17 protein-coding genes are annotated in these 17,381 nt (G+C 62.4%); 10 read left to right on the plus strand and 7 right to left on the minus strand.

What is annotated here, in order from left to right; translation table 11 throughout:
* Positions 1–7 precede the first annotated feature (7 nt).
* The 8 genes from HKK54_RS04285 to HKK54_RS04320 all read left to right on the plus strand — a co-directional run bounded on the left by HKK54_RS04285 (position 8) and on the right by HKK54_RS04320 (position 7,335).
* The gene (locus HKK54_RS04285; protein ID WP_010170306.1) at positions 8–721 is read left to right on the plus strand and encodes an ABC transporter permease; all 714 of its coding nucleotides are present in this window, start codon (positions 8–10) and stop codon (positions 719–721) included.
* Between the two features lie 12 nt (positions 722–733).
* Entirely contained in the window at positions 734–1,423 is a 690-nt protein-coding gene (locus HKK54_RS04290; protein WP_010170308.1) for an ABC transporter permease, read from the plus strand.
* A 27-nt stretch (positions 1,424–1,450) separates the two neighbouring features.
* Complete coding sequence (locus tag HKK54_RS04295; RefSeq protein ID WP_169386234.1) at positions 1,451–2,632, plus strand: pyridoxal phosphate-dependent aminotransferase; 1,182 nt, start codon at positions 1,451–1,453, stop codon at positions 2,630–2,632.
* Between the two features lie 163 nt (positions 2,633–2,795).
* Positions 2,796–4,532, plus strand: a complete 1,737-nt coding sequence (locus tag HKK54_RS04300) for an amidohydrolase (protein ID WP_169386235.1) — start codon at positions 2,796–2,798, stop codon at positions 4,530–4,532.
* Positions 4,529–5,446, plus strand: a complete 918-nt coding sequence (locus HKK54_RS04305; protein WP_169386236.1) for a CobW family GTP-binding protein — start codon at positions 4,529–4,531, stop codon at positions 5,444–5,446. Before HKK54_RS04300 ends, HKK54_RS04305 begins: the two co-directional genes overlap by 4 nt.
* A gap of 58 nt (positions 5,447–5,504) precedes the next feature.
* Positions 5,505–5,990 carry a GNAT family N-acetyltransferase gene (locus tag HKK54_RS04310; RefSeq protein WP_169386237.1) on the plus strand — a complete coding sequence of 162 codons (486 nt, stop codon included), beginning with the start codon at positions 5,505–5,507 and terminating at the stop codon, positions 5,988–5,990.
* Positions 5,991–6,059: 69 nt separating this feature from the next.
* Entirely contained in the window at positions 6,060–6,557 is a 498-nt protein-coding gene (locus HKK54_RS04315; protein ID WP_169386238.1) for a hypothetical protein, read from the plus strand.
* Positions 6,558–6,630: 73 nt separating this feature from the next.
* Entirely contained in the window at positions 6,631–7,335 is a 705-nt protein-coding gene (locus HKK54_RS04320) for a hypothetical protein (RefSeq protein ID WP_169386239.1), read from the plus strand.
* A gap of 121 nt (positions 7,336–7,456) precedes the next feature.
* Here the strand turns inward: HKK54_RS04320 and ptaA are convergent, their stop codons facing one another.
* The 5 genes from ptaA to glyA form a co-directional block, all read right to left on the minus strand.
* Positions 7,457–8,542, minus strand: coding sequence for a pyoverdine biosynthesis transaminase PtaA (gene ptaA, locus HKK54_RS04325; RefSeq protein ID WP_169386240.1), 1,086 nt, complete (start codon positions 8,540–8,542; stop codon positions 7,457–7,459).
* 149 nt (positions 8,543–8,691) lie between these two features.
* Positions 8,692–10,134, minus strand: coding sequence for a c-type cytochrome (locus HKK54_RS04330; protein ID WP_169386241.1), 1,443 nt, complete (start codon positions 10,132–10,134; stop codon positions 8,692–8,694).
* Between the two features lie 3 nt (positions 10,135–10,137).
* The gene (locus HKK54_RS04335; RefSeq protein ID WP_169386242.1) at positions 10,138–11,727 is read right to left on the minus strand and encodes a GMC family oxidoreductase; all 1,590 of its coding nucleotides are present in this window, start codon (positions 11,725–11,727) and stop codon (positions 10,138–10,140) included.
* Between the two features lie 14 nt (positions 11,728–11,741).
* Positions 11,742–12,278 (minus strand): sugar dehydrogenase complex small subunit, encoded by a 537-nt coding sequence (locus tag HKK54_RS04340; RefSeq protein ID WP_169386243.1) that lies wholly within the window; start codon positions 12,276–12,278, stop codon positions 11,742–11,744.
* Positions 12,279–12,534: 256 nt separating this feature from the next.
* Positions 12,535–13,890 (minus strand): serine hydroxymethyltransferase, encoded by a 1,356-nt coding sequence (glyA, locus tag HKK54_RS04345; RefSeq protein WP_169389243.1) that lies wholly within the window; start codon positions 13,888–13,890, stop codon positions 12,535–12,537.
* A 277-nt stretch (positions 13,891–14,167) separates the two neighbouring features.
* On the opposite strand from glyA, the gene HKK54_RS04350 reads away from it, so the two are divergent.
* Entirely contained in the window at positions 14,168–14,773 is a 606-nt protein-coding gene (locus tag HKK54_RS04350) for a helix-turn-helix transcriptional regulator (protein WP_010170334.1), read from the plus strand.
* The gene (locus HKK54_RS04355; RefSeq protein ID WP_169386244.1) at positions 14,760–15,656 is read left to right on the plus strand and encodes a queuosine precursor transporter; all 897 of its coding nucleotides are present in this window, start codon (positions 14,760–14,762) and stop codon (positions 15,654–15,656) included. The genes HKK54_RS04350 and HKK54_RS04355 overlap by 14 nt, the downstream gene beginning before the upstream one ends.
* 40 nt (positions 15,657–15,696) lie before the next feature.
* Here HKK54_RS04355 and queC read toward each other — a convergent pair whose 3' ends face one another.
* Together queC and cyoE are read right to left on the minus strand one after the other, a co-directional pair.
* Positions 15,697–16,389: a 7-cyano-7-deazaguanine synthase QueC gene (gene queC, locus HKK54_RS04360; protein WP_169386245.1), complete on the minus strand. Its 693-nt coding sequence runs from the start codon at positions 16,387–16,389 to the stop codon at positions 15,697–15,699.
* A gap of 102 nt (positions 16,390–16,491) precedes the next feature.
* Complete coding sequence (gene cyoE, locus HKK54_RS04365) at positions 16,492–17,379, minus strand: heme o synthase (protein ID WP_010170337.1); 888 nt, start codon at positions 17,377–17,379, stop codon at positions 16,492–16,494.
* Positions 17,380–17,381 lie beyond the last annotated feature (2 nt).

Below are 17,381 nucleotides of genomic sequence, written 5' to 3' on the forward strand. Positions count from 1 at the left end.
AAAACTCATGATTTCTTTGTCCGAACTCTCCCAGCTGTTCGTCGCCGACGGCTGGCTTCACGCCCTGCTCCAGGGCGCGGTGGTGACCCTGCAGATCTCCGCCGGAGCCTTTGTGCTGGGCCTGGCCATCGGCTTGCTGGTGGCCATGATCAAACTCAAGGGCCCGCGCTGGCTGGTGCGCCTGGCCAACGCCTACACCACGCTGTACCGCGCGGTGCCGGAGTTGCTGCTGATTCTGCTGCTGTACTACGCGGGCACCGACCTGCTGAACATCACCATGGCCGCCATGGGCCGCGACAGCGTCACGGTCAACGGGTTTGCCGCGGCCGTGCTGGTGCTGGGGATCGTGCAAGGTGCGTATTCGGCCGAGATTATTCGCGGCGCGATCCAGGCGATTCCGGCGGGGCAGATTGAAGCGGCACGCGCCTTCGGGATCGAACGCTGGTTGCTGCTGCGCCGGGTGCTGCTGCCGAGCATGTTGCCGTTTGCCATGGCCGGCCTGTCGAACCTGTGGCTGGTGCTGGTCAAGGACAGCGCACTGATCAGCATCGTCGGCTACAGCGAATTGCTCTCCGTGGGCAAGCAGGCGGCGGGCTCCACCAAGCATTACCTGGTGTTCTACCTGGCGGTGGCGGCGGTGTATTTCGTCATCACGCTGATTTCCAACGGCGCGTTCCGGGTGTTCGAGCGCCGGATCAACCGCTGGATGCCACAGCACTGAGGAGCACGGCGGATGGACTTTTCCTGGATCAACAGTTTTGCCGGCGAGCTGCTGCACGGCCTCGGCATCACCCTGAAGTTGCTGGTGCTGTCGGGCATCTTCGGCTTTGCACTCGCGGTGCTGGTGGCATTGGGGCGCTTGTCGTCCAACCCGCTGATCAGCGGCCCGTTGCGCGCCTACACCGCCGTGTTTCGCGGCACACCGCTGCTGGTGCAGATCTACATCCTGTACTACGGCGTGGGCAGTGTGTTCGCCAGCTACCCGCTGATTCGCGGCAGTTTTCTCTGGCCATACCTGCGCGAAGGCTTCTGGTACGTGGCCCTGGCGCTGATTTTGTGTGTGGGCGCCTACGTCGGCGAAGTGCTGCGCGGCGCCTTGCGGGCCGTGCCCAAGGGTGAGCTGGAAGCCGCGCGGGCCTATGGCATGAAGCGAATGATGGTGCTGCGCCGGGTCTGGTTGCCCCGTGCCCTGGAGCTGGTCAAGCCCACCCTGGTCGGCGAGACGGTGCTGCTGCTCAAGGCCACCGCGCTGGCCTCCACCGTGGCCGTCACCGACTTGCTGGGGGCCGCCAACCTGGTGCGGGCACAGACCCTGCGCGTGTATGAGCCGCTGCTGGCGGTGGCGCTGATCTACATTGTGTTGGCGTTCGTGATCGAACACGGCTTCTCGCGCTGGGGCAAAGTCCCGCAGCGCCAGGCTTGAATCAATTTTGCTTTAAGGAGAACAAGGATGCGTTATTCCCCGTTTGTCGAACGCATTAGCGGCGAGTCCGTCAGCGCCTGGGATATTCACTACGCGGCCGTCGAGGCCCGGGGCCGTGGCGAGGACGTGATCGTGCTCAGCGTGGGCGACCCGGACTTCGCCACCGACAGCGCGATTTGCGAAGCCGCCGTCGACGCCCTGCGCGCCGGCGACACCCACTACACCCACGTGCTCGGCCGCCCGGCCCTGCGCGAAGCGATCGCCATCAAGCAAAGCCGGCTGCAAGGCGTTGCGGTGCACGCCGACAATGTGGCGCTGGTGGCCGGCGCGCAGAACGGTTTGTTTGCCGCCTCGCTGTGCCTGTTCAGCCATGGCGATGAAGTGCTGGTGCCGGAGCCGATGTACCTGACCTACGAGGCCTGCATCCACGCCTCCGGGGCGCGCATTGCGACCATTGAGCAACCGGCGGCCAACGGCTTTCGCCTGACCCGCGCCGCGCTGGAAGCGGCGATCACCGACAAGACCCGGGGCATCGCCCTGGCCACGCCCTGCAACCCGACCGGCAACGTCTACAGCCGTGAAGAGCTGGAAATGGTCGCCGAGGTGGCGCGCCAATACGACCTGTGGGTGATCTCCGATGAAGTCTACGGGCAGATCACCTACGACCATGAACACCTGAGCATCGCCTCGTTGCCGGGCATGGCCGAGCGCACCGTGGTGCTCAACAGCCTGTCGAAAACCCACGCCATGACCGGCTGGCGCGTGGGCTGGGTGGTGGGGCCCACACCCTTGATCGGGCATCTGGATAACCTGCTGCTGTGCATGCTCTACGGCCTGCCGGGGTTTATCCAGGAAGCCGCGATCAAGGCGCTGGACGTGGATGATGCGGTGGTCAGCGATGCACGGGCGGTGTATCGCCGGCGGCGTGACCTGGTGGTGCAAGGCTTGAGCGCGATCACCGACCTGGACTGCCGCGTGCCCCAGGCCGGGATGTTCATGCTGGTGGACGTGCGCCGCACTGGGCTGACCAGCATGGACTTCGCCTGGCAATTGTTCCGCGCCACCGGCGTTTCGGTGCTCGACGCCCAGGCCTTTGGCGCCAGCGCCGAGGGTTTTGTGCGGATCTCCTTCACCGTCGCCGATGACACCCTCAAGGACGCCTGCCAGCGCATTGCCGGGTTTGTTCAGGGCCTGCGGGCCAATCGCTGATCCACTGACGAAACCCAATCACTGTGGGAGCTGGCTTGCCTGCGATGCACGCACCTCGGTTTCTCAGTAACACCGAGGTGATCCTATCGCGGGCAAGCCCGGCTCCCACACAAGCCAGGTCCCACAGTTGATCGTCGCCGCTTTGAATATCGAGGTTTACCCCGTGACTGCTTCCGACCAATTCAATTCCACCCACTCCGCTGTCAGCCCTCACGCCGACCTGGTGCTGCACAACGCTCGCCTCTACACCCTCGACCCGGCCCAGCCGTGGGCCGAGGCCGTGGCAATTCGCGACGGGCGCCTGATCGCCGTGGGCACCTTCGCAGACGTGCAAAGCCTGATCGGCCCGCACACCCGCCAGCATGACCTGCAAGGCGCGTTCTGCATGCCGGGCCTGCACGACATGCACACCCACCCCGACCTGGCACTGGCCCCGCGCTACAGCGATGACCTGGACGTGGGCCTCGAAGACCCGACCCCGGAGCAACTGGCAGCGGCGATCCACGCCTACGCCGACAGCCACCCGGGCAACGGCTGGATCTACGGCCAATACTGGGTGCGCTACACCTTCCGCGAAGCGGGGCTGACGCCCGGCCGCGACTGGCTCGACAGCATCATGCCGGACCGCCCGGTGGCCCTGCTCGACCGGATGTGGGGCACCATGATGGTCAACTCCAAAGCCCTGGAACTGGCCGGCATCGACCGCCACACTGCCGACCCGCGCAACGGCTACATGGAGCGCGACGAACTCAACGGCGAGCCCACCGGCCTGCTGATCGACGGCGCCTACGCGCTGATCCACGCTGCCATGCCGCCAACCCCGGTGGACGTGCTGCGCCGCGCCTATCGCGATGGCGTGCATTTCCAAAGCTCCCGTGGGGTAACGGCGACCAAGTACGTGCACGTCTGCGAGCGGCGCCTGGACGCCCTCAAGGAACTGGACGACGCCGGCGAACTGACCCTGCGCGTGGAAGCCGCCATCAGTTGGCAGGATGATATTTTCCCGGTGCGCCGGCGCTGGGAATTGCTCGGCGGCGAGCGGCACTACTACCGCAGCGCCCGGCTGAATGCGAACGCGGTGAAGTTCCACTTCGACGGCACCGTGGAGCCAAAATCCTCGTACCTGATGACTCCCTGGGAAGCCAATTCCACGTGGCGCGGCAAGCTCAACCTGACCCCGGAACACATCACCGACATGGTGGTGGACATGGACCGTCGCGGCCTGCGGGTGATCGCCCACTGCACCGGCGACGGCGCCTCCGACGTGTTCCTGGATGCGGTGGCCGAAGCCCGGCGGGTCAATGGTGACAGCGGGATTCGTCACCAGTGTGCCCACAGCACCTTGCTGCACCCGGGCAACCTCAAGCGCTTCAAGGCCCTGAACGTGATCGCTGAATTTTCCCCGGCCGCCTGGTACCCGACACCCTTCGCCAGCGGCGCGCGCAGCGGTTATGGCCAGGAGCGCCTCAAGCGCATCTACGACTTCAAAGGCGTACTGGCCGAAGGCGGCCTGGCGGTGATGGGCACCGACTGGCCGGTGGCGTCGATCGACCCGTGGCTGGCCCTGGAAACCATGGTCACCCGCCAGAACCCGTGGAACCAGGAACCGGAATGCTTCGGTGAGCCGATCACCCTCGAACAGGCGCTGCAAGTGGCGACCCTCAACGGCGCCCACGCCATGGGCCTGGAACACGCCACCGGCAGCCTGCAAGTGGGCAAGTCGGCCGACCTGATCGTGCTCGACCGCGATCTGTTCGCCGAGCCTGCACGCAACTACATCCACCAGACCCAGGTGCAACTGACGTTTGTCGAAGGCCGCCCGGTGTACGACCGCCTCGGCATCTTCGCCGACACCTCGCTGCAAGCGGTGTGGCAAGGCCTGCCGCCGGTGATCGAATGAACGCCGCGAGCATCGCGGTGACGGTGGTCGCCGGGTTCCTCGGCGCCGGCAAGACCACCCTGCTCAACCGCATGGCCCAGCAGCCGCAGTACGGGCGCATGGCGGTGATCGTGAATGATTTTGGCGAGCTGAACATCGATGCCGCGATCATCGCCGAAGTCACCGACGCGGTGGTCAGCCTGCAGAACGGCTGCATCTGCTGCACCGTGCAGGAAGACCTGCTGGCGCAGCTGGTAAGCCTGACGCAGATGCGCCCGCGCCTGGACCGGATCGTCATCGAGTGCAGCGGCGTGTCCGACCCGCAACGCATTGTGCAGACCCTGGGTTATCCACAGCTCAAGGCGCAGTTGCACCTGGACACGGTGATCACCCTGGTGGACGCCAGCGGTTACCGCGCGCTGGAAGGCGAGTTCGCACGGCTGTCCCGGGCCCAGGTGGCCTGCGCCGACCTGGTGTTGCTGAACAAGGCCGACCTGGTCAGCGCCGCCGAACTGGAAACCCTGCGTGCCGAGATCGGTGGGCGGGCACGGGTGCTGAGCACGGTGCAGGCGATGGTGCCGGACGCCCTGCTGCTGGGTGAGCGCGGCGAGCGCAACGGCCTGAGCCCGGTGCTGCCGCGCCATGACCAGCTGTTTGAAAGCTGGGTGTGGCAGGGCAACCAGCCGCTGCCCGCCAAAGCCTTGCGCGACTGGCTGGGGCAACTGCCCAAGGACCTGTTCCGGCTCAAGGGCCTGGTGCATTTGCAAGGCAACGACCAACCGTTCTGGCTGCAACACGTGGGCAGTCGCAGCCAGTTCACCCTGGCCAACGGGCAAACGCCGGAGCTGGCGGTGCAACTGGTGTTTATCGCCCGGCGCGGCAGTGGCTTGCGTGAGGGGCTGGAGGCTCAGCTGAGTGCCCTGCAAGGCTTGTGATGCCTGTGGACAACAGGCATAAAGACGCTCCCTTCCCGGTTCGTTTCAAAGGAGCAGCATGTCCCAAGGATTGACCTATCGCCAGGCCCACCTGGATGACCTGCACACCCTGTGCGTGCTCGGCCAGCCGTTGAACCGCCTGCACCACCAGGAACGGCCCGATATCTACCGTGCCGCCACCGAGCAGGTGGAGCGCGACCAGTCCCATTGGCGGCCCTGCCTCACCAGCCGGGTCCAGGCGGTGTTTCTGGCGGAGTTGCAGGGTGCGGGCGTCGGGTTTATCACCGTGCAAATCATCGAGACGGCCAGCCCGTTGCTGCAGCCGCTGCGCGTCGCCCGGATCGGCTCGGTCTGCGTGCTGGAGGCCCAGCGCGGCCAGGGCATTGGCCGTGAGCTGATGGCACTCGCCGAGCGCTGGGCGGTCCGCCAGGGCGCCGGTGATTTGCGCCTGACCGTCTGGGCCTTCAACGAACCGGCCCAACGCCTGTACGAAGAGTTGGGCTATGAAAAGCGCGCCTTCGAAATGGGCAAGCGCCTCGGTTAAATCGATGGACAAGCCCCTCGTGGCCCGGCGACTATCGACGCCCTCCTTCATCAGGCACGGACGCTGACTATGCTCGACATTCTCCAGGGCACGCCTCTTTGGGTGTACGCCGTTTATCTGTGGATCTGCTGGTACGGGATCAAGGCCACCCGCGGCAGCCGCGAAACCCGCCGGTCGCTGGTTATCCTGCCGGTGGTGCTGGTGATCTGGTCGCTGATGTCCATTGAACACTCGGCACTCTCGATCGGCTGCTGGCTGGGCGGTGCGGCCGTCGGCAGCCTGTTGGCGATGGCGCTGTTCACCGCCCGGGGTGCAAGCCTCGATGGCAGCACGCTGGTGGTGCCCGGCACCTGGAAAATCCTGCTGATCTCCCAATTGTTCTTCGGCGTGAAGTATTACCTCGGCTATCAACAGGCCGTGCATCCGTTGCTGTCGAGCACCGCGCCAATGCTGGCCCTGGCGGGCGGGGCTGCGGGGTTCACGGTGGGCCTGTTTTGCGGGCGGGCGATCAAGCTGCGGCGGGCGTTGGCGTCATTCAGCCGCGATGAGGGCATTGTGCTGCCTTGACCTGATCCCCCTCCCCGCTGAAAATGCGCGACGCTTTTCCCGTCTCCCCGTTTACTGAAGTAGTGAAATTTCAATGTCTGATTCCCGTACCGAAGAATCCGTAGTCGCCTTGCAGTCCAAAGCTGAATACGAAAACGCCATCAATCTTTCACAGCACGTGCCGGCGGCCAAGACCATCAGCGAGATGGTGCTGGACGCGTTCCACACCTCCAAGGAAAGCGACCAGATTCGCGAACTGCGCGTGGCCATCCGCCAGGCGCACGATGCTTTCGATGACGACAAGGCCTACGACCTGATGGGCGAGCTCAAGCAGCTCAAGGACGCCGAAGCCGCCGACAACGCCGCCCTCGAAGACCTGAACAGCAAATTCTCCATCAGCCGCATCCTGTCCAGCTTCAAGGACGACCCGGAGTTTCAGGAGCTGGTCTACGGTTTGGCCCTCAAGGTGCTGAACCAGACCCACCAGGCCATCAGCAACCCGAGCGCCGGTAAAGGCAAGGCTTCCCGCCCGAAGAAGGAAGCGGAAGTGTTCGCCATCAGCAAGGACGGCATCAGCGTCACCCTGCCGATGCGTTCGCCACGCTCCAAGCCGAATGTCGACCGCGAGGCGTTTGAGTTCCTCGGCTTTACCTTTGTCGGTGAAGGTGACGAGGCGGAACTGGAAGTTGAAACCTTTGTGGATAACTCGGGCGCCGAGCAGCCACTGACACGTAAAAGCATCATCACGGCGCTGCAGCAGCAGACCGCGTTTGAGGGCTACAGCATCGCCCAGCAGTAACCCGATCTCTCTGGGGGAGCTGGCTTGCCTGCGATAGCATCACCTCGTTGCAGCTGACACACCGAGGTGCCTGCATCGCGGGCAAGCCCAGCTCCCACATTGGGTCTGCGTCGCAGCGAATTCAGCGTACGACCTGAGCCGCAAACACCTCGCGAAACCGCCGCATCTCGTCAGCATTCCCCACCGTGACCCGCACCCACTGCGGCCAGTTTTTCCACACGCGCCCGATCTTCACGCCCTGCTCGCCCAACTGCTCGATGACCTGTTCGGCCGGACGGCGCACGTCAATCATGAAGCAGTTGCTGTGAGACGCCGTGCAGGTGAATCCCCGGCTTTTTAGCCACGCCACCGTTTCATCCCGCAACCGTGTATTCAGCGCCTTGCGCGCAGGCACCAGTTGCGTATCCGCGAGGCTGGCGCGGCCGGCGAGCAAGCTGGCGGCAGCCGGCACGTTATCCCCGCCATACACCGCCAACTGTTCCAGCAACGCCGGATGACCGATGGCCAGCCCCAGGCGCGCGCCGGCCAGGCCGTAGATTTTCGAGAACGTACGCAGCACCAGCAAGTCGTCATGGTCCCTGACCCACGCCACGCAACTGGGCGCATCGCTGAAGTCGATGTAGGCCTCGTCCACCAGCAAAATGCTGCCTTTGGGCTTGTTCGCCAGGGCCTGTTCGATGGCCTTGGCGGGTGTGAGGGTGCCGGTGGGGTTGTTCGGGTTGCAGAGGTAGATCAGGCCGGGCTGCCGGTCAATGGCGAGCATGGCGGGAAGGTCATGGGCGTGATCGGCGGTGAGGTCTACTTCGTGCACCTTGGCCTTGCGCGATTCGGCAGCCTCGCGCGGTACTTCGTAGGAAGGCGTGGCCATCACCAGGCTGCGGGTTTCGCTGGTAAACGCCAGCACCGCGTAACGCAACGCGGCCATGGAGCCGGCGAACACCGCCACCTGCTCCTCCAGAATGCCCTGCTGTTTGGCAAACTGTTCGACCAGCGCGTACATGTCCGGGTAAGGATAGCGCCCCGAGGCGGCAATGCCGCGCTGCATCGCCTGCCGCGCAGCCGGCGAGGGGCCGTAGGGGCTTTCGTTGTAGTTGAGCAGCGCCTCGGGCGCCGCCACAGCCGGACTCGCTTCAGCCCACTCCAGGCGCCCCAGCAAGGGCAAGGCCGCGCCCAGTGCGATCAGGGAACGACGACTCACGTTGACCATGAAGACCTCTCCTTGTCGGCTCGCAGCGTCAGGTGCGGGATTCGCCCCCGTTCCTGCCATTGGGTATGACGAGGAAAGCACCCGCTGATTTACCCGGCCAACAAAAAGCCCCGCGCTTCAGACCGAAGGCGGGGCTTTTGCGTTTCTACCTACTTGGAATGAAAACGCCGGTTCAATGCGATCCGCTTGGCCTCCACTTCCCGCAGGTGTTTGCGGTGACGGCGCCACAGCACCAGCACGATGATCAGTACCAACACCACAAAACCACCGCCCCACAACAGATACGGCATGGCAGTGATCAACAAGGGCACATCCCCACCGCGACGCAGGCTGGTGACTTCTTCGGAACTGACGCTCAGCGCCGGGTTGCCGAAGGTGTGCAGGCTGTAGTTGGCAATGGCGGCGATTTGCGCGTCGTTCAGGTCGCCGCCCAGGGCCGGCATGCTCACGGCACCATCGGCCCCTTTACGGTCGATGCCCGCGATGATCGCCATCACCAGGTTGTTGGCCTGGTTGCCGTTGAGCGCGGTGTTGAGGCTCAGGGACGGGTAAAACTTGTCGGCACTGCCCTGGCCATCGCGGCCATGGCAACTGGAACAGGCCGAGTTGTAGAGGCGTGCGCCATTCAGGCCGGTGGCATCGGCCAGTGAGGCCTGGTCGCCCTGGCCGGTTTCCAGGGTGCTCATGTCCACGGGTGTGACCTTGCGCACGACGCGCTCGGTCTGCCCGGGGTCGCGGATCGGCGGCACGCTGTGCAGGTAGGCGGCCATGGCGTGCAGGTCGCTGTCGCTGAGGTAGCGGAAGCTGTTTTCCACGGCTTCGGCCATGCCGCCTGCCGCCTGGGCCTTGTCGGCGAGGTGACCGTTTTTCAGGAAGTTGACCAGGTCGTCGTCGCTCCAGTCCCCCAGGCCACTGACCTTGTCGGAGGTGATGTTGGGCGCGACCCATCCCCCCAGTTTCGCACCGGCCAGGTACTGGCTGTTGTCCTCGGCCATCAACGCATTACGCGGGGTGTGGCAGGCGCCGCAGTGGGCCAGGTTGTCCACCAGGTACTGGCCACGGCTGACCTGTTCGGTGGCGCCGGGCTTGGGTACAAAGCCCTGGCTGTCGAGGAACACCAGGTTCCAGCCGAACATCAGTTGGCGGATGTTGAACGGGAACGCCAGGTGGGTTTCCGGCACCGGTTGGTCCACGGCTTTGACGCCCTGTTGCAGGTACACGTACAAGGCGTGGATGTCGTCATCGCTCATGCCCTGGTACGAGGTGTAAGGCATTGCCGGGTACAAGTGCTGGCCCTTGGCGTTGATGCCTTTGCGCAAGGCGTCCGCCAGTTGCTGCTCGGTGTAGTCGCCGATGCCGTAGGCCTTAGACGGGGTGATGTTGCTGGAGATGATCTTGCCCATGGGCGAGTCGATCACATACCCGCCGGCCAGCGGCGCGCCGCCGTTTTCAGCCGTGCGGTGGCAGGCTTCGCAGTCGCCGGCACGGGCCACATAGGCGCCTTTCTGGATCAGCGCGGCGGTGTCTTCAGCGGCAAACGCCGGCAACGCGGTGAGCAGCAAGGCCAGCAACGGAAATTTAAGCAATCCCATGACCTAGACCTCCCGCGCAATGATGTCGGCCATACGGATACTCAGCGCCACGCCCGCCAGGGTCGGGTTGATGGTGCCGGACGCCGGGATCACCCCGGTGGTGGCGAGGAACAGGTTGGCGTGGTCGTGGGTGCGGCACTCGTGGTTGACCACCGAGTCCTTGGGGTTGGCGCCCATGATCACGGTGCCCATCAGGTGGTCGCGGTTCTGGTAGCCGGTGTTGTCTTCCACCACCGTGCCGCCCATCAGTTGCACGAAGTGCGCATAATCTTCGGTGACGCCGGCCTTGGCCGCCTTCACGTAATCGCCCACCTCGTAGTTGACCACCAGCATCGGGATGCCCAGGGCGTCCTTGCGGGTGCGGCTTGGGCGCACGGTGTTGGTCTGCAACGGCAGGGTTTCATACACGGTGGACACGTCGACCCAGCGCGCCGCGTCGTGGCGGATGCGCTCGTCCAGCTCCTTGCCGTACACGCCCTGGGCGATCAGCCGTTTGGCCACGGCAATGTTCGGCACGTTGTTGGAGATCGAGTGTTTGACCGAAGCACGCTCCTTGCGGAACTCACCGTCGCGACGATTGAAAATCCCGCCCTGTTGCACCGCCCCGCGCCCCGGCCACAACGGCTCGTCGGCGATAAATTGCAGGCCCTGGCCGGTGTGGTCCATCAGGTTGCGACCGACCTGGTCGGAGGAGTTGGCGACCTCGGAAATCAGCAACAGCTTGGGGGTTTCCAGGCCATGGGCGGCGACGATGAAGTACTTGGCCGTGAGCCGCACATCGGCGCCGGTGGAGCTGCGGTAATGGATCGCGACGATCTTGTCGTCGGCGCCTTTTTCCAGCTTGTAAGCGGTGGCGTCGGTGATCAGCTTGGCGCCGGCCTGTTCAGCGTGGCGGGCATGCACGTCGCCGCTGTACATCGCCCCGATGGGGCAGACCGGCATGCAGTTGTTGTTGCCGCTGCACGCCGGGCGCCCGTCGTAGGGTTCGGTGGCGCGGCCGTTGGGCTCATGGATAAAGTGATACCCCGCCGGGGCCATGCGTTCGCGCAGGCGCTGGAACAGGTAGGTGTCGCCTTCCGGCGCCATCGGATAGGGGCTTGAGCGCGGCGGGAACGCGCCGCCGCCCTGCCCGCTCTGGTCCTGGGTGTCACTGCCGCACACGCCCAGGGCAATTTCTGCGCGCACGTAATAGGGTTCCAGCTCGCTGTATTCCAGCGGCCAGTCGCGACCTACGCCGTACAGGGTCTTGAGCTTCATATCGTTGGGCAAGTAACGCCAGCACGCCGCCGCCCAGTGCCAGGTGGTGCCGCCCACCAGTTTCAACATGCCGGGGCGGAACTCGAAAGAACCGGTGTTCTCAATGTATTGCTCATCATAAGAATGATGGGCCCACGGCTCATTCGGATACGGCGAGTTGTAATTGCCTTTGTTCGACGAATTACGGAAGTTCTCGACTATCTTCCAGCGGGGAATATGTTCACCCGCTTCCAGAATAATCACCGACTTGCCGTGTTTGGCCAATTCAAATGCTGCGTTACTGCCTAATGCGCCGGAGCCAACCACAATGACATCGGCGTCAAAATCCTGATTCATAAAAGTGCCTTGTCTTAGTCGTTGGCCAGCGTGGCCGGAGGATTAACCCAGTAATTGGTTTTTCCCCGGGAGTACGTCGGGATCACCGTGGCGTCTGCGGTTGGCGCGTAGGCCAGGGCGCCGGTGAAGGTCACCAGCCGCGTGCCGTCGGTGGCGCGCAGGGACACCGGGGTGCCGGTGTAACCCAGGTACCAGGCCGAAACGATTTTCTGCGTCGTGTCCTTGACCACCGGGTCGCGGTAGAACGGGCTGCCGGACAACTGGCTGACGCTGCGCAGGTGATGCTGGCCGACCTTGCTCCACAAGGCTTTGATCTTCTCGGGGAATGCAGGGTCGTTCTGGGTGCACTGGGCCAGGATGCGCAAGGACAAGGCGGCATCCAGGCTCGGGCGTTCGAGGAGGAACATCGACAATTGGCGGAAGGATTCAATGTCATCGCTGGCGGCGCTGCTGACGTCCTGCGCCAGCGCGGCACCGGCCCACAGCGGGGCAAACAGGCCGGCGCCGGTCAAGGCTGCGCCTGAATAAAGAAGTTTTCTTCGGGTTATCACGGGGTATCTCCTCATGAGTCGAACAACAATCGGCGCAGAGGCCAAGTTCGACTTCACTGCAAAAGGCTGAGTACTTCGTTCACGGAGGTTGAACGGACTTTAAGAGCCCTTTTTATAACTGCCAGGAGAACGTCAAGCTGTCGTGCAGCTTGTTAATTATGGATATAAGCAATAGCGCGACCGTCTATAACAGCCGCTTAAACACCGTACAGCAATTTATCCCGTAATAACATGAAACATCCCCCGGGGTAATGACTCAGTCGGGCAGGTAATCCGTGAGGGGGTACTTCGCGCATAAGGTTCGGGCCTGTAAACGCAGGGATTCCTGCGCGACGGGATCGAGGGTGTATTTGTGCTCGTTGAGGGGCGTGACGGCGTCGAGTACCCGGCCAACCAGCTCGACTACCTGGCGGCATCCATGGGCATCCACGTGGCGTTGCGCCAGGGAGCCGCTACCGATACACAACCCGTTGGCAACAAATGACGGTCGCGTCTCACCCGGGGCGCGATGTTTGTCCACGATGATGCCGCATTGCTCCAGCGCCGCCTGGGCGACAGAGCCGGTGATGCCGCCACGCAGGCGGATCAGGATCGAGTGGTTCTCACTGCGCCCGCCCACCACCTCGTAGTCACAGGCCTGAAACGCGTTGGCCAGTTCATCGGCGGTGGTGCGAATCCGCGCCATCCAGGCGTCGAATTCCGCCGACATGGCGTAGCCGAACGCCGCCGCTTTCGCCGCGATCATGTTGAAGGCCGGCGCGCCCTGCATCCGCGGGAACACGGCCTGGTCGAGAAGACGACTGAAGGTGGTCTTGAGGCCGGGCACCTTGGTTTCCGCGTCGCGCCCGGAAAGGATCAGGCCGCCGCGCGGGCCGCCCAGTTGCCTGTGAGTGCACAGCGTGGTGACGTGGGCCGCGTCGACCGGGCTCGGATGGCGTCCGGTGGCGACCAGGCCGGCGACGGTCGAAATATCCGCCAGCAGGATCGACCCGGCTTCGTCGGCAATCGCGCGGAACCGTTCAAAATCGATGAGGTGCGAGTAGGCCGTCGCACCGCAGATGATCACGCGCGGGCGATGGGCCAGCGCCTGTGTGCGCACCTGTTCGTAGTCGATCACGCCCTTGGAGGTGGTGCCATATCTGAGCGCCTTGTAGTACGCGCCAGTGAACGCCACCGGGCTGCCATGGCTCAGGGGCCCGCCATGATCGGTGGCCATGCCGAGCACCGTGTCGCCGGGCTCGAGCAAGGCCGCCAGCACCTGGTAGTTGGCCGTCGATGCGGAGTGAGGTTGCACGCCGGCGTATTGCGCGCCGAACAGCTCACGCGCCCGGCGGACCGCCAGGGCTTCGACCCGGTCGGCGTTCTCGCAGCCGGCGTGATGACGCCAGCCAAGGGCACCCTCGGCGGTCACGTTGACCAGCACCGAGGCGGACGCCGCCAGGATGTGCGGCTTCACGGCGCAGGACGAAGCGGCCAGTGACAGGGTTTGGTGCTGGCGCGTGACTTCTGCATCCAGCAGCCCCGCCAGCTCTGCGTCTTCTGCCCGAAGATCCGTCCGCCCTCGTTGCAACAGGCCGGCGTGGTGGGTAAGTGGTTGCATGTTGACTGTCATAGTCATGTGTTCCTTCCCTGAAAATCCCGAGCACCTTTCCGTTGGGCGCAGGGCAATTAAGCAGAAAAATGAACATTTTCCAAATTAAATGATTCTTTTTGCCGGGGTACGGGGGGACAAGGCGCGGTTTTCCCTGGCTGGATGCTGGCCAATCGCCAAAAAACTGATCACGGTCTTTATTCTTGTAGCGGGCGCATGCAACACTTCGCGCCGCGGCGAAGCCCGCAACCCGGCCAGAATGGACGCTCGGTGTAAAACATAAGGAAGTGGTGGGCATTTGATTCATAGAAAAGAACGCACCGAGTATTTGAAGAGCAATATCAAATACCTGATCAAAAGCCGCGGAGAGACGCAGCTGTCGTTGTGCAACGCGGCCGGCCTGACCAGAACCACGATCTACAACATTCTGGAAGGCAAGGTCGTCAACGTACAGCAGTCCACCGTCCGCAAGATCTCGGATTTCTTTGGCGTCTCCTATGAAGAAATCGAGACCCTCGACTTTGAAGAAAAAGAAATCATCGACAGCAGTATTTCCCCCCAGGGAAATATGAACCCGGCTGCCGTGCCGATCATCAAGCAAAGCCTGGTCATGGCGAGCATGCACAAGCGCATTGGCGAACTCGCCACGCTGTACCCGCTGACCTACTACTTCGGCACCTCCTACAACTTGATCGCTGTTCTGCTGGAACATGAAATTGCCGGCGTCAACGAGCCGGGGGATTTGTTGATCGTGCAGAAGGGCTCGTCGAGCGACGATAAGGAAAAGTTGGTGTACGACTGCGTCAGCAAAACACTATTCATCACGGATGAAGCGTGTGTGAGCTCGGATCGTATCTGTGTGGTGGGAGATATCATCGAGGAGCGCTTCAATGACCACGTATGAACACGACGTCGAGAACAGCAAATACAAGTTGCTGGGGTTCGAGAATGACAAGAGCCTGGCGGTGATCATGGTGATCGCCACGGGCAAGGTCATTCGAGTAAAGCTGAGCGAAGTGCTGAACAGCGAAATCATGGACAATTTAAATAAAATGGAAGTCAAGAACATGTACAAGAAGTTCTATTCCCAGGGCGGGGCGCTCACCGCGTACGAGCTCAATGACCGCAATGAGAACTCATGGATGATCTATATCATCCTGAACTTGCTGCTCTTTACGTTCTATATCTTTACCAGCATCGCCGCGACCAAACCGATTTACCTGGAGTCGCTGGGCATTATCGTCACACCCGGCACGTTTCTGTACCCGCTGACATTCCTGATCGTGGACTTGCTCAACGAGCAGTTCGGCCTCCGGCTGGCGCGAAGGGCCATCCTGTTTGCGTTTGCCAGCAACGCGATGATCATCATCCTGCTCTACGGCTCGACCTTCCTCCCCGGCTTGCCCGGCTGGAAGCTCGACGGGCCTTACAACGACGTGATCATCCAGGTGTCGTCGGTGTTGATCGCCTCTTCGGTCTCGTTCCTGGTGTCGGAGAACATAAACTCGTACCTGCTGTGCAAGATCAAAGAGCTGACCAACTCCAGGTATTTATTCCTGCGGATTTTCCTGAGTACGTTTTTCGCGGTGATTATCGACAGCTTCCTGTTCTGCTTCATCGCGTTCTACGGCGCCATGCAGACCAGCGACATCCTGAACATGATCTATGTGCAGATCGCGATCAAAGTCTGCTTTGCCTTCTTCAACATCCTGCCGGCCTATGGCGCCCGCTCGTTGTTCAAGCGCTACATCACAGGCGATAACCAGGCTGCGCAGCAAGCCAACTGATCGGTGAACGTTCCCGTGCTCAGCACGGGAACGCTCGGCATCAAGCCAATTTGCTTTTCAGGCTCTGCAGGACGGCTGCCTTGTTTTCCAGGTAGTCGTTCAGGCCACGTGCGCGAAGGTTGCACGCATCGCAGTTGCCACACCCCGTGCCGATGATGCCGTTGTAGCAGGTCAGGGTCTGGTTGCGGATCAGGTCCAGCTGGTGGTGATAGTCCGCCAGGGCCCAGGTCTCGGCCTTGTTCAGCCACATCAGCGGCGTCTCCAGACGCACGTCGTATTCCATGCCCAGTTGCAGCGCTTTATTCAGCGCCTTGACGAACTCGTCCCGGCAATCCGGGTAACCCGAGAAGTCGGTTTCACACACGCCGGTGATCACGGTTTCTGCCTTGACCTGATAGGCGTAAATCGCCGCCAGGGTCAAAAACAGAATGTTCCGGCCCGGCACGAAGGTGCTTGGCAGGCTCTCGCCGGAGCTGTTCACCGTGGGCACCGGAATGTTGTCGCGGGTCAGGCTGCTGATGGCCAGCTCGTTCAGCAGGGACACGTCCATCACCTTGTGAACGGTGGCGCCCAGCTGCCTGGCGAGTTTCTGCGCGACTTCGATTTCTGCCACATGCCGCTGGCCATAGTCGAAGGTAATGCAGTGCACCTCGTCATACAGCGGCAGTGCCTGGATCAGGCAGGTCGTCGAGTCCTGCCCACCACTGAAGACGATAACGGCTTTTTTACTCATCACGCTGCTTCCTGCATTTGTAAGATTTGGCATAGTTTAAAGGCCCCTCAATAAAAAACCCCGCGCTTCTTTCGAAGGCGGGGTTTTTTACTGCTTGATCACTCAGTGGGCGTACGTCAGCAGCAACTCTTTCGGCACCTGGAAATCCAGGGACATCATCACGCTCAAGGCGGTGATGGTGAAGATCGAGAAGACGAACAGCTTGCGTGCCCAGACGGTGTCATCCACCGCCTTGTAGCCGGTCCAGGCCATGTACAACCAGTACATGCCCATGGCGGCGGCGACGGCGAGGTAGCTCATGCCGGCGTAGCCACTGAAGGTCAACATCAAGGTCGCCACGAGGAAGGCCAGGATGTAGAGCAGGATGTGTTTCTTGGCGACCCGGATGCCACGCTTGACCGGCAGGACCGGAATCGAAGCAGCCAGGTAGTCGTTGAAGCGGAAGATCGCAATGGCATAAGAGTGCGGCATCTGCCACAGGCTGAACATCACCAGTAGCACCAGCGCGGCCATGTCGAAGCTATTGGTCACAGCCACATAACCAATCACCGGCGGCATCGCCCCCGACAGACTGCCCACCAGCGTGCCGTGAACCGACTTGCGCTTGAGGTACAGGCTGTAGAAGCCGACGTAGATGACAAAACCGATCACGGCAAACAGCGCCGCCAGCGGGTTGGCCACCTTGTACAACAACACCACGCCTGCGATACCCAAAACGGTCGCGAAGATCAGTGCCAGCTTCAGGGAGATAAGGCCCTGCACCAGCACACGATTCTTGGTGCGCTCCATCTTGATGTCGATATCGCGGTCGATGCAGTTGTTGAATACACAACCGGAAGCTACCACCAAGGACGTGCCGATCATCGCAGCCAGGAATATGGCCAGATCGACATGCCCCTTGGAGGCCAGGAAGAAACCGCCTGCCACAGAAAGCACGTTACCGAAAATGATCCCCGGTTTGGTGATTTGGATAAAGTGCTTAAGCGACATCG

This window comes from Pseudomonas sp. ADAK13 (genome assembly GCF_012935715.1).
GTDB lineage: Bacteria > Pseudomonadota > Gammaproteobacteria > Pseudomonadales > Pseudomonadaceae > Aquipseudomonas.

Excerpts from the sequence above, each read along its gene's own strand:
- HKK54_RS04315 (WP_169386238.1), top strand. The coding sequence starts at position 6,060 with ATGCTCGACATTCTCCAGGGCACGCCTCTTTGGGTGTACGCCGTTTAT.
- ptaA (WP_169386240.1), bottom strand. The coding sequence starts at position 8,542 with ATGGTCAACGTGAGTCGTCGTTCCCTGATCGCACTGGGCGCGGCCTTG.
- HKK54_RS04285 (WP_010170306.1), top strand. The coding sequence starts at position 8 with ATGATTTCTTTGTCCGAACTCTCCCAGCTGTTCGTCGCCGACGGCTGG.
- HKK54_RS04295 (WP_169386234.1), top strand. The coding sequence starts at position 1,451 with ATGCGTTATTCCCCGTTTGTCGAACGCATTAGCGGCGAGTCCGTCAGC.
- HKK54_RS04320 (WP_169386239.1), top strand. The coding sequence starts at position 6,631 with ATGTCTGATTCCCGTACCGAAGAATCCGTAGTCGCCTTGCAGTCCAAA.
- glyA (WP_169389243.1), bottom strand. The coding sequence starts at position 13,890 with ATGACAGTCAACATGCAACCACTTACCCACCACGCCGGCCTGTTGCAA.
- HKK54_RS04355 (WP_169386244.1), top strand. The coding sequence starts at position 14,760 with ATGACCACGTATGAACACGACGTCGAGAACAGCAAATACAAGTTGCTG.
- HKK54_RS04310 (WP_169386237.1), top strand. The coding sequence starts at position 5,505 with ATGTCCCAAGGATTGACCTATCGCCAGGCCCACCTGGATGACCTGCAC.
- queC (WP_169386245.1), bottom strand. The coding sequence starts at position 16,389 with ATGAGTAAAAAAGCCGTTATCGTCTTCAGTGGTGGGCAGGACTCGACG.
- HKK54_RS04335 (WP_169386242.1), bottom strand. The coding sequence starts at position 11,727 with ATGAATCAGGATTTTGACGCCGATGTCATTGTGGTTGGCTCCGGCGCA.
- HKK54_RS04290 (WP_010170308.1), top strand. The coding sequence starts at position 734 with ATGGACTTTTCCTGGATCAACAGTTTTGCCGGCGAGCTGCTGCACGGC.
- cyoE (WP_010170337.1), bottom strand. The coding sequence starts at position 17,379 with ATGTCGCTTAAGCACTTTATCCAAATCACCAAACCGGGGATCATTTTC.
- HKK54_RS04330 (WP_169386241.1), bottom strand. The coding sequence starts at position 10,134 with ATGGGATTGCTTAAATTTCCGTTGCTGGCCTTGCTGCTCACCGCGTTG.
- HKK54_RS04305 (WP_169386236.1), top strand. The coding sequence starts at position 4,529 with ATGAACGCCGCGAGCATCGCGGTGACGGTGGTCGCCGGGTTCCTCGGC.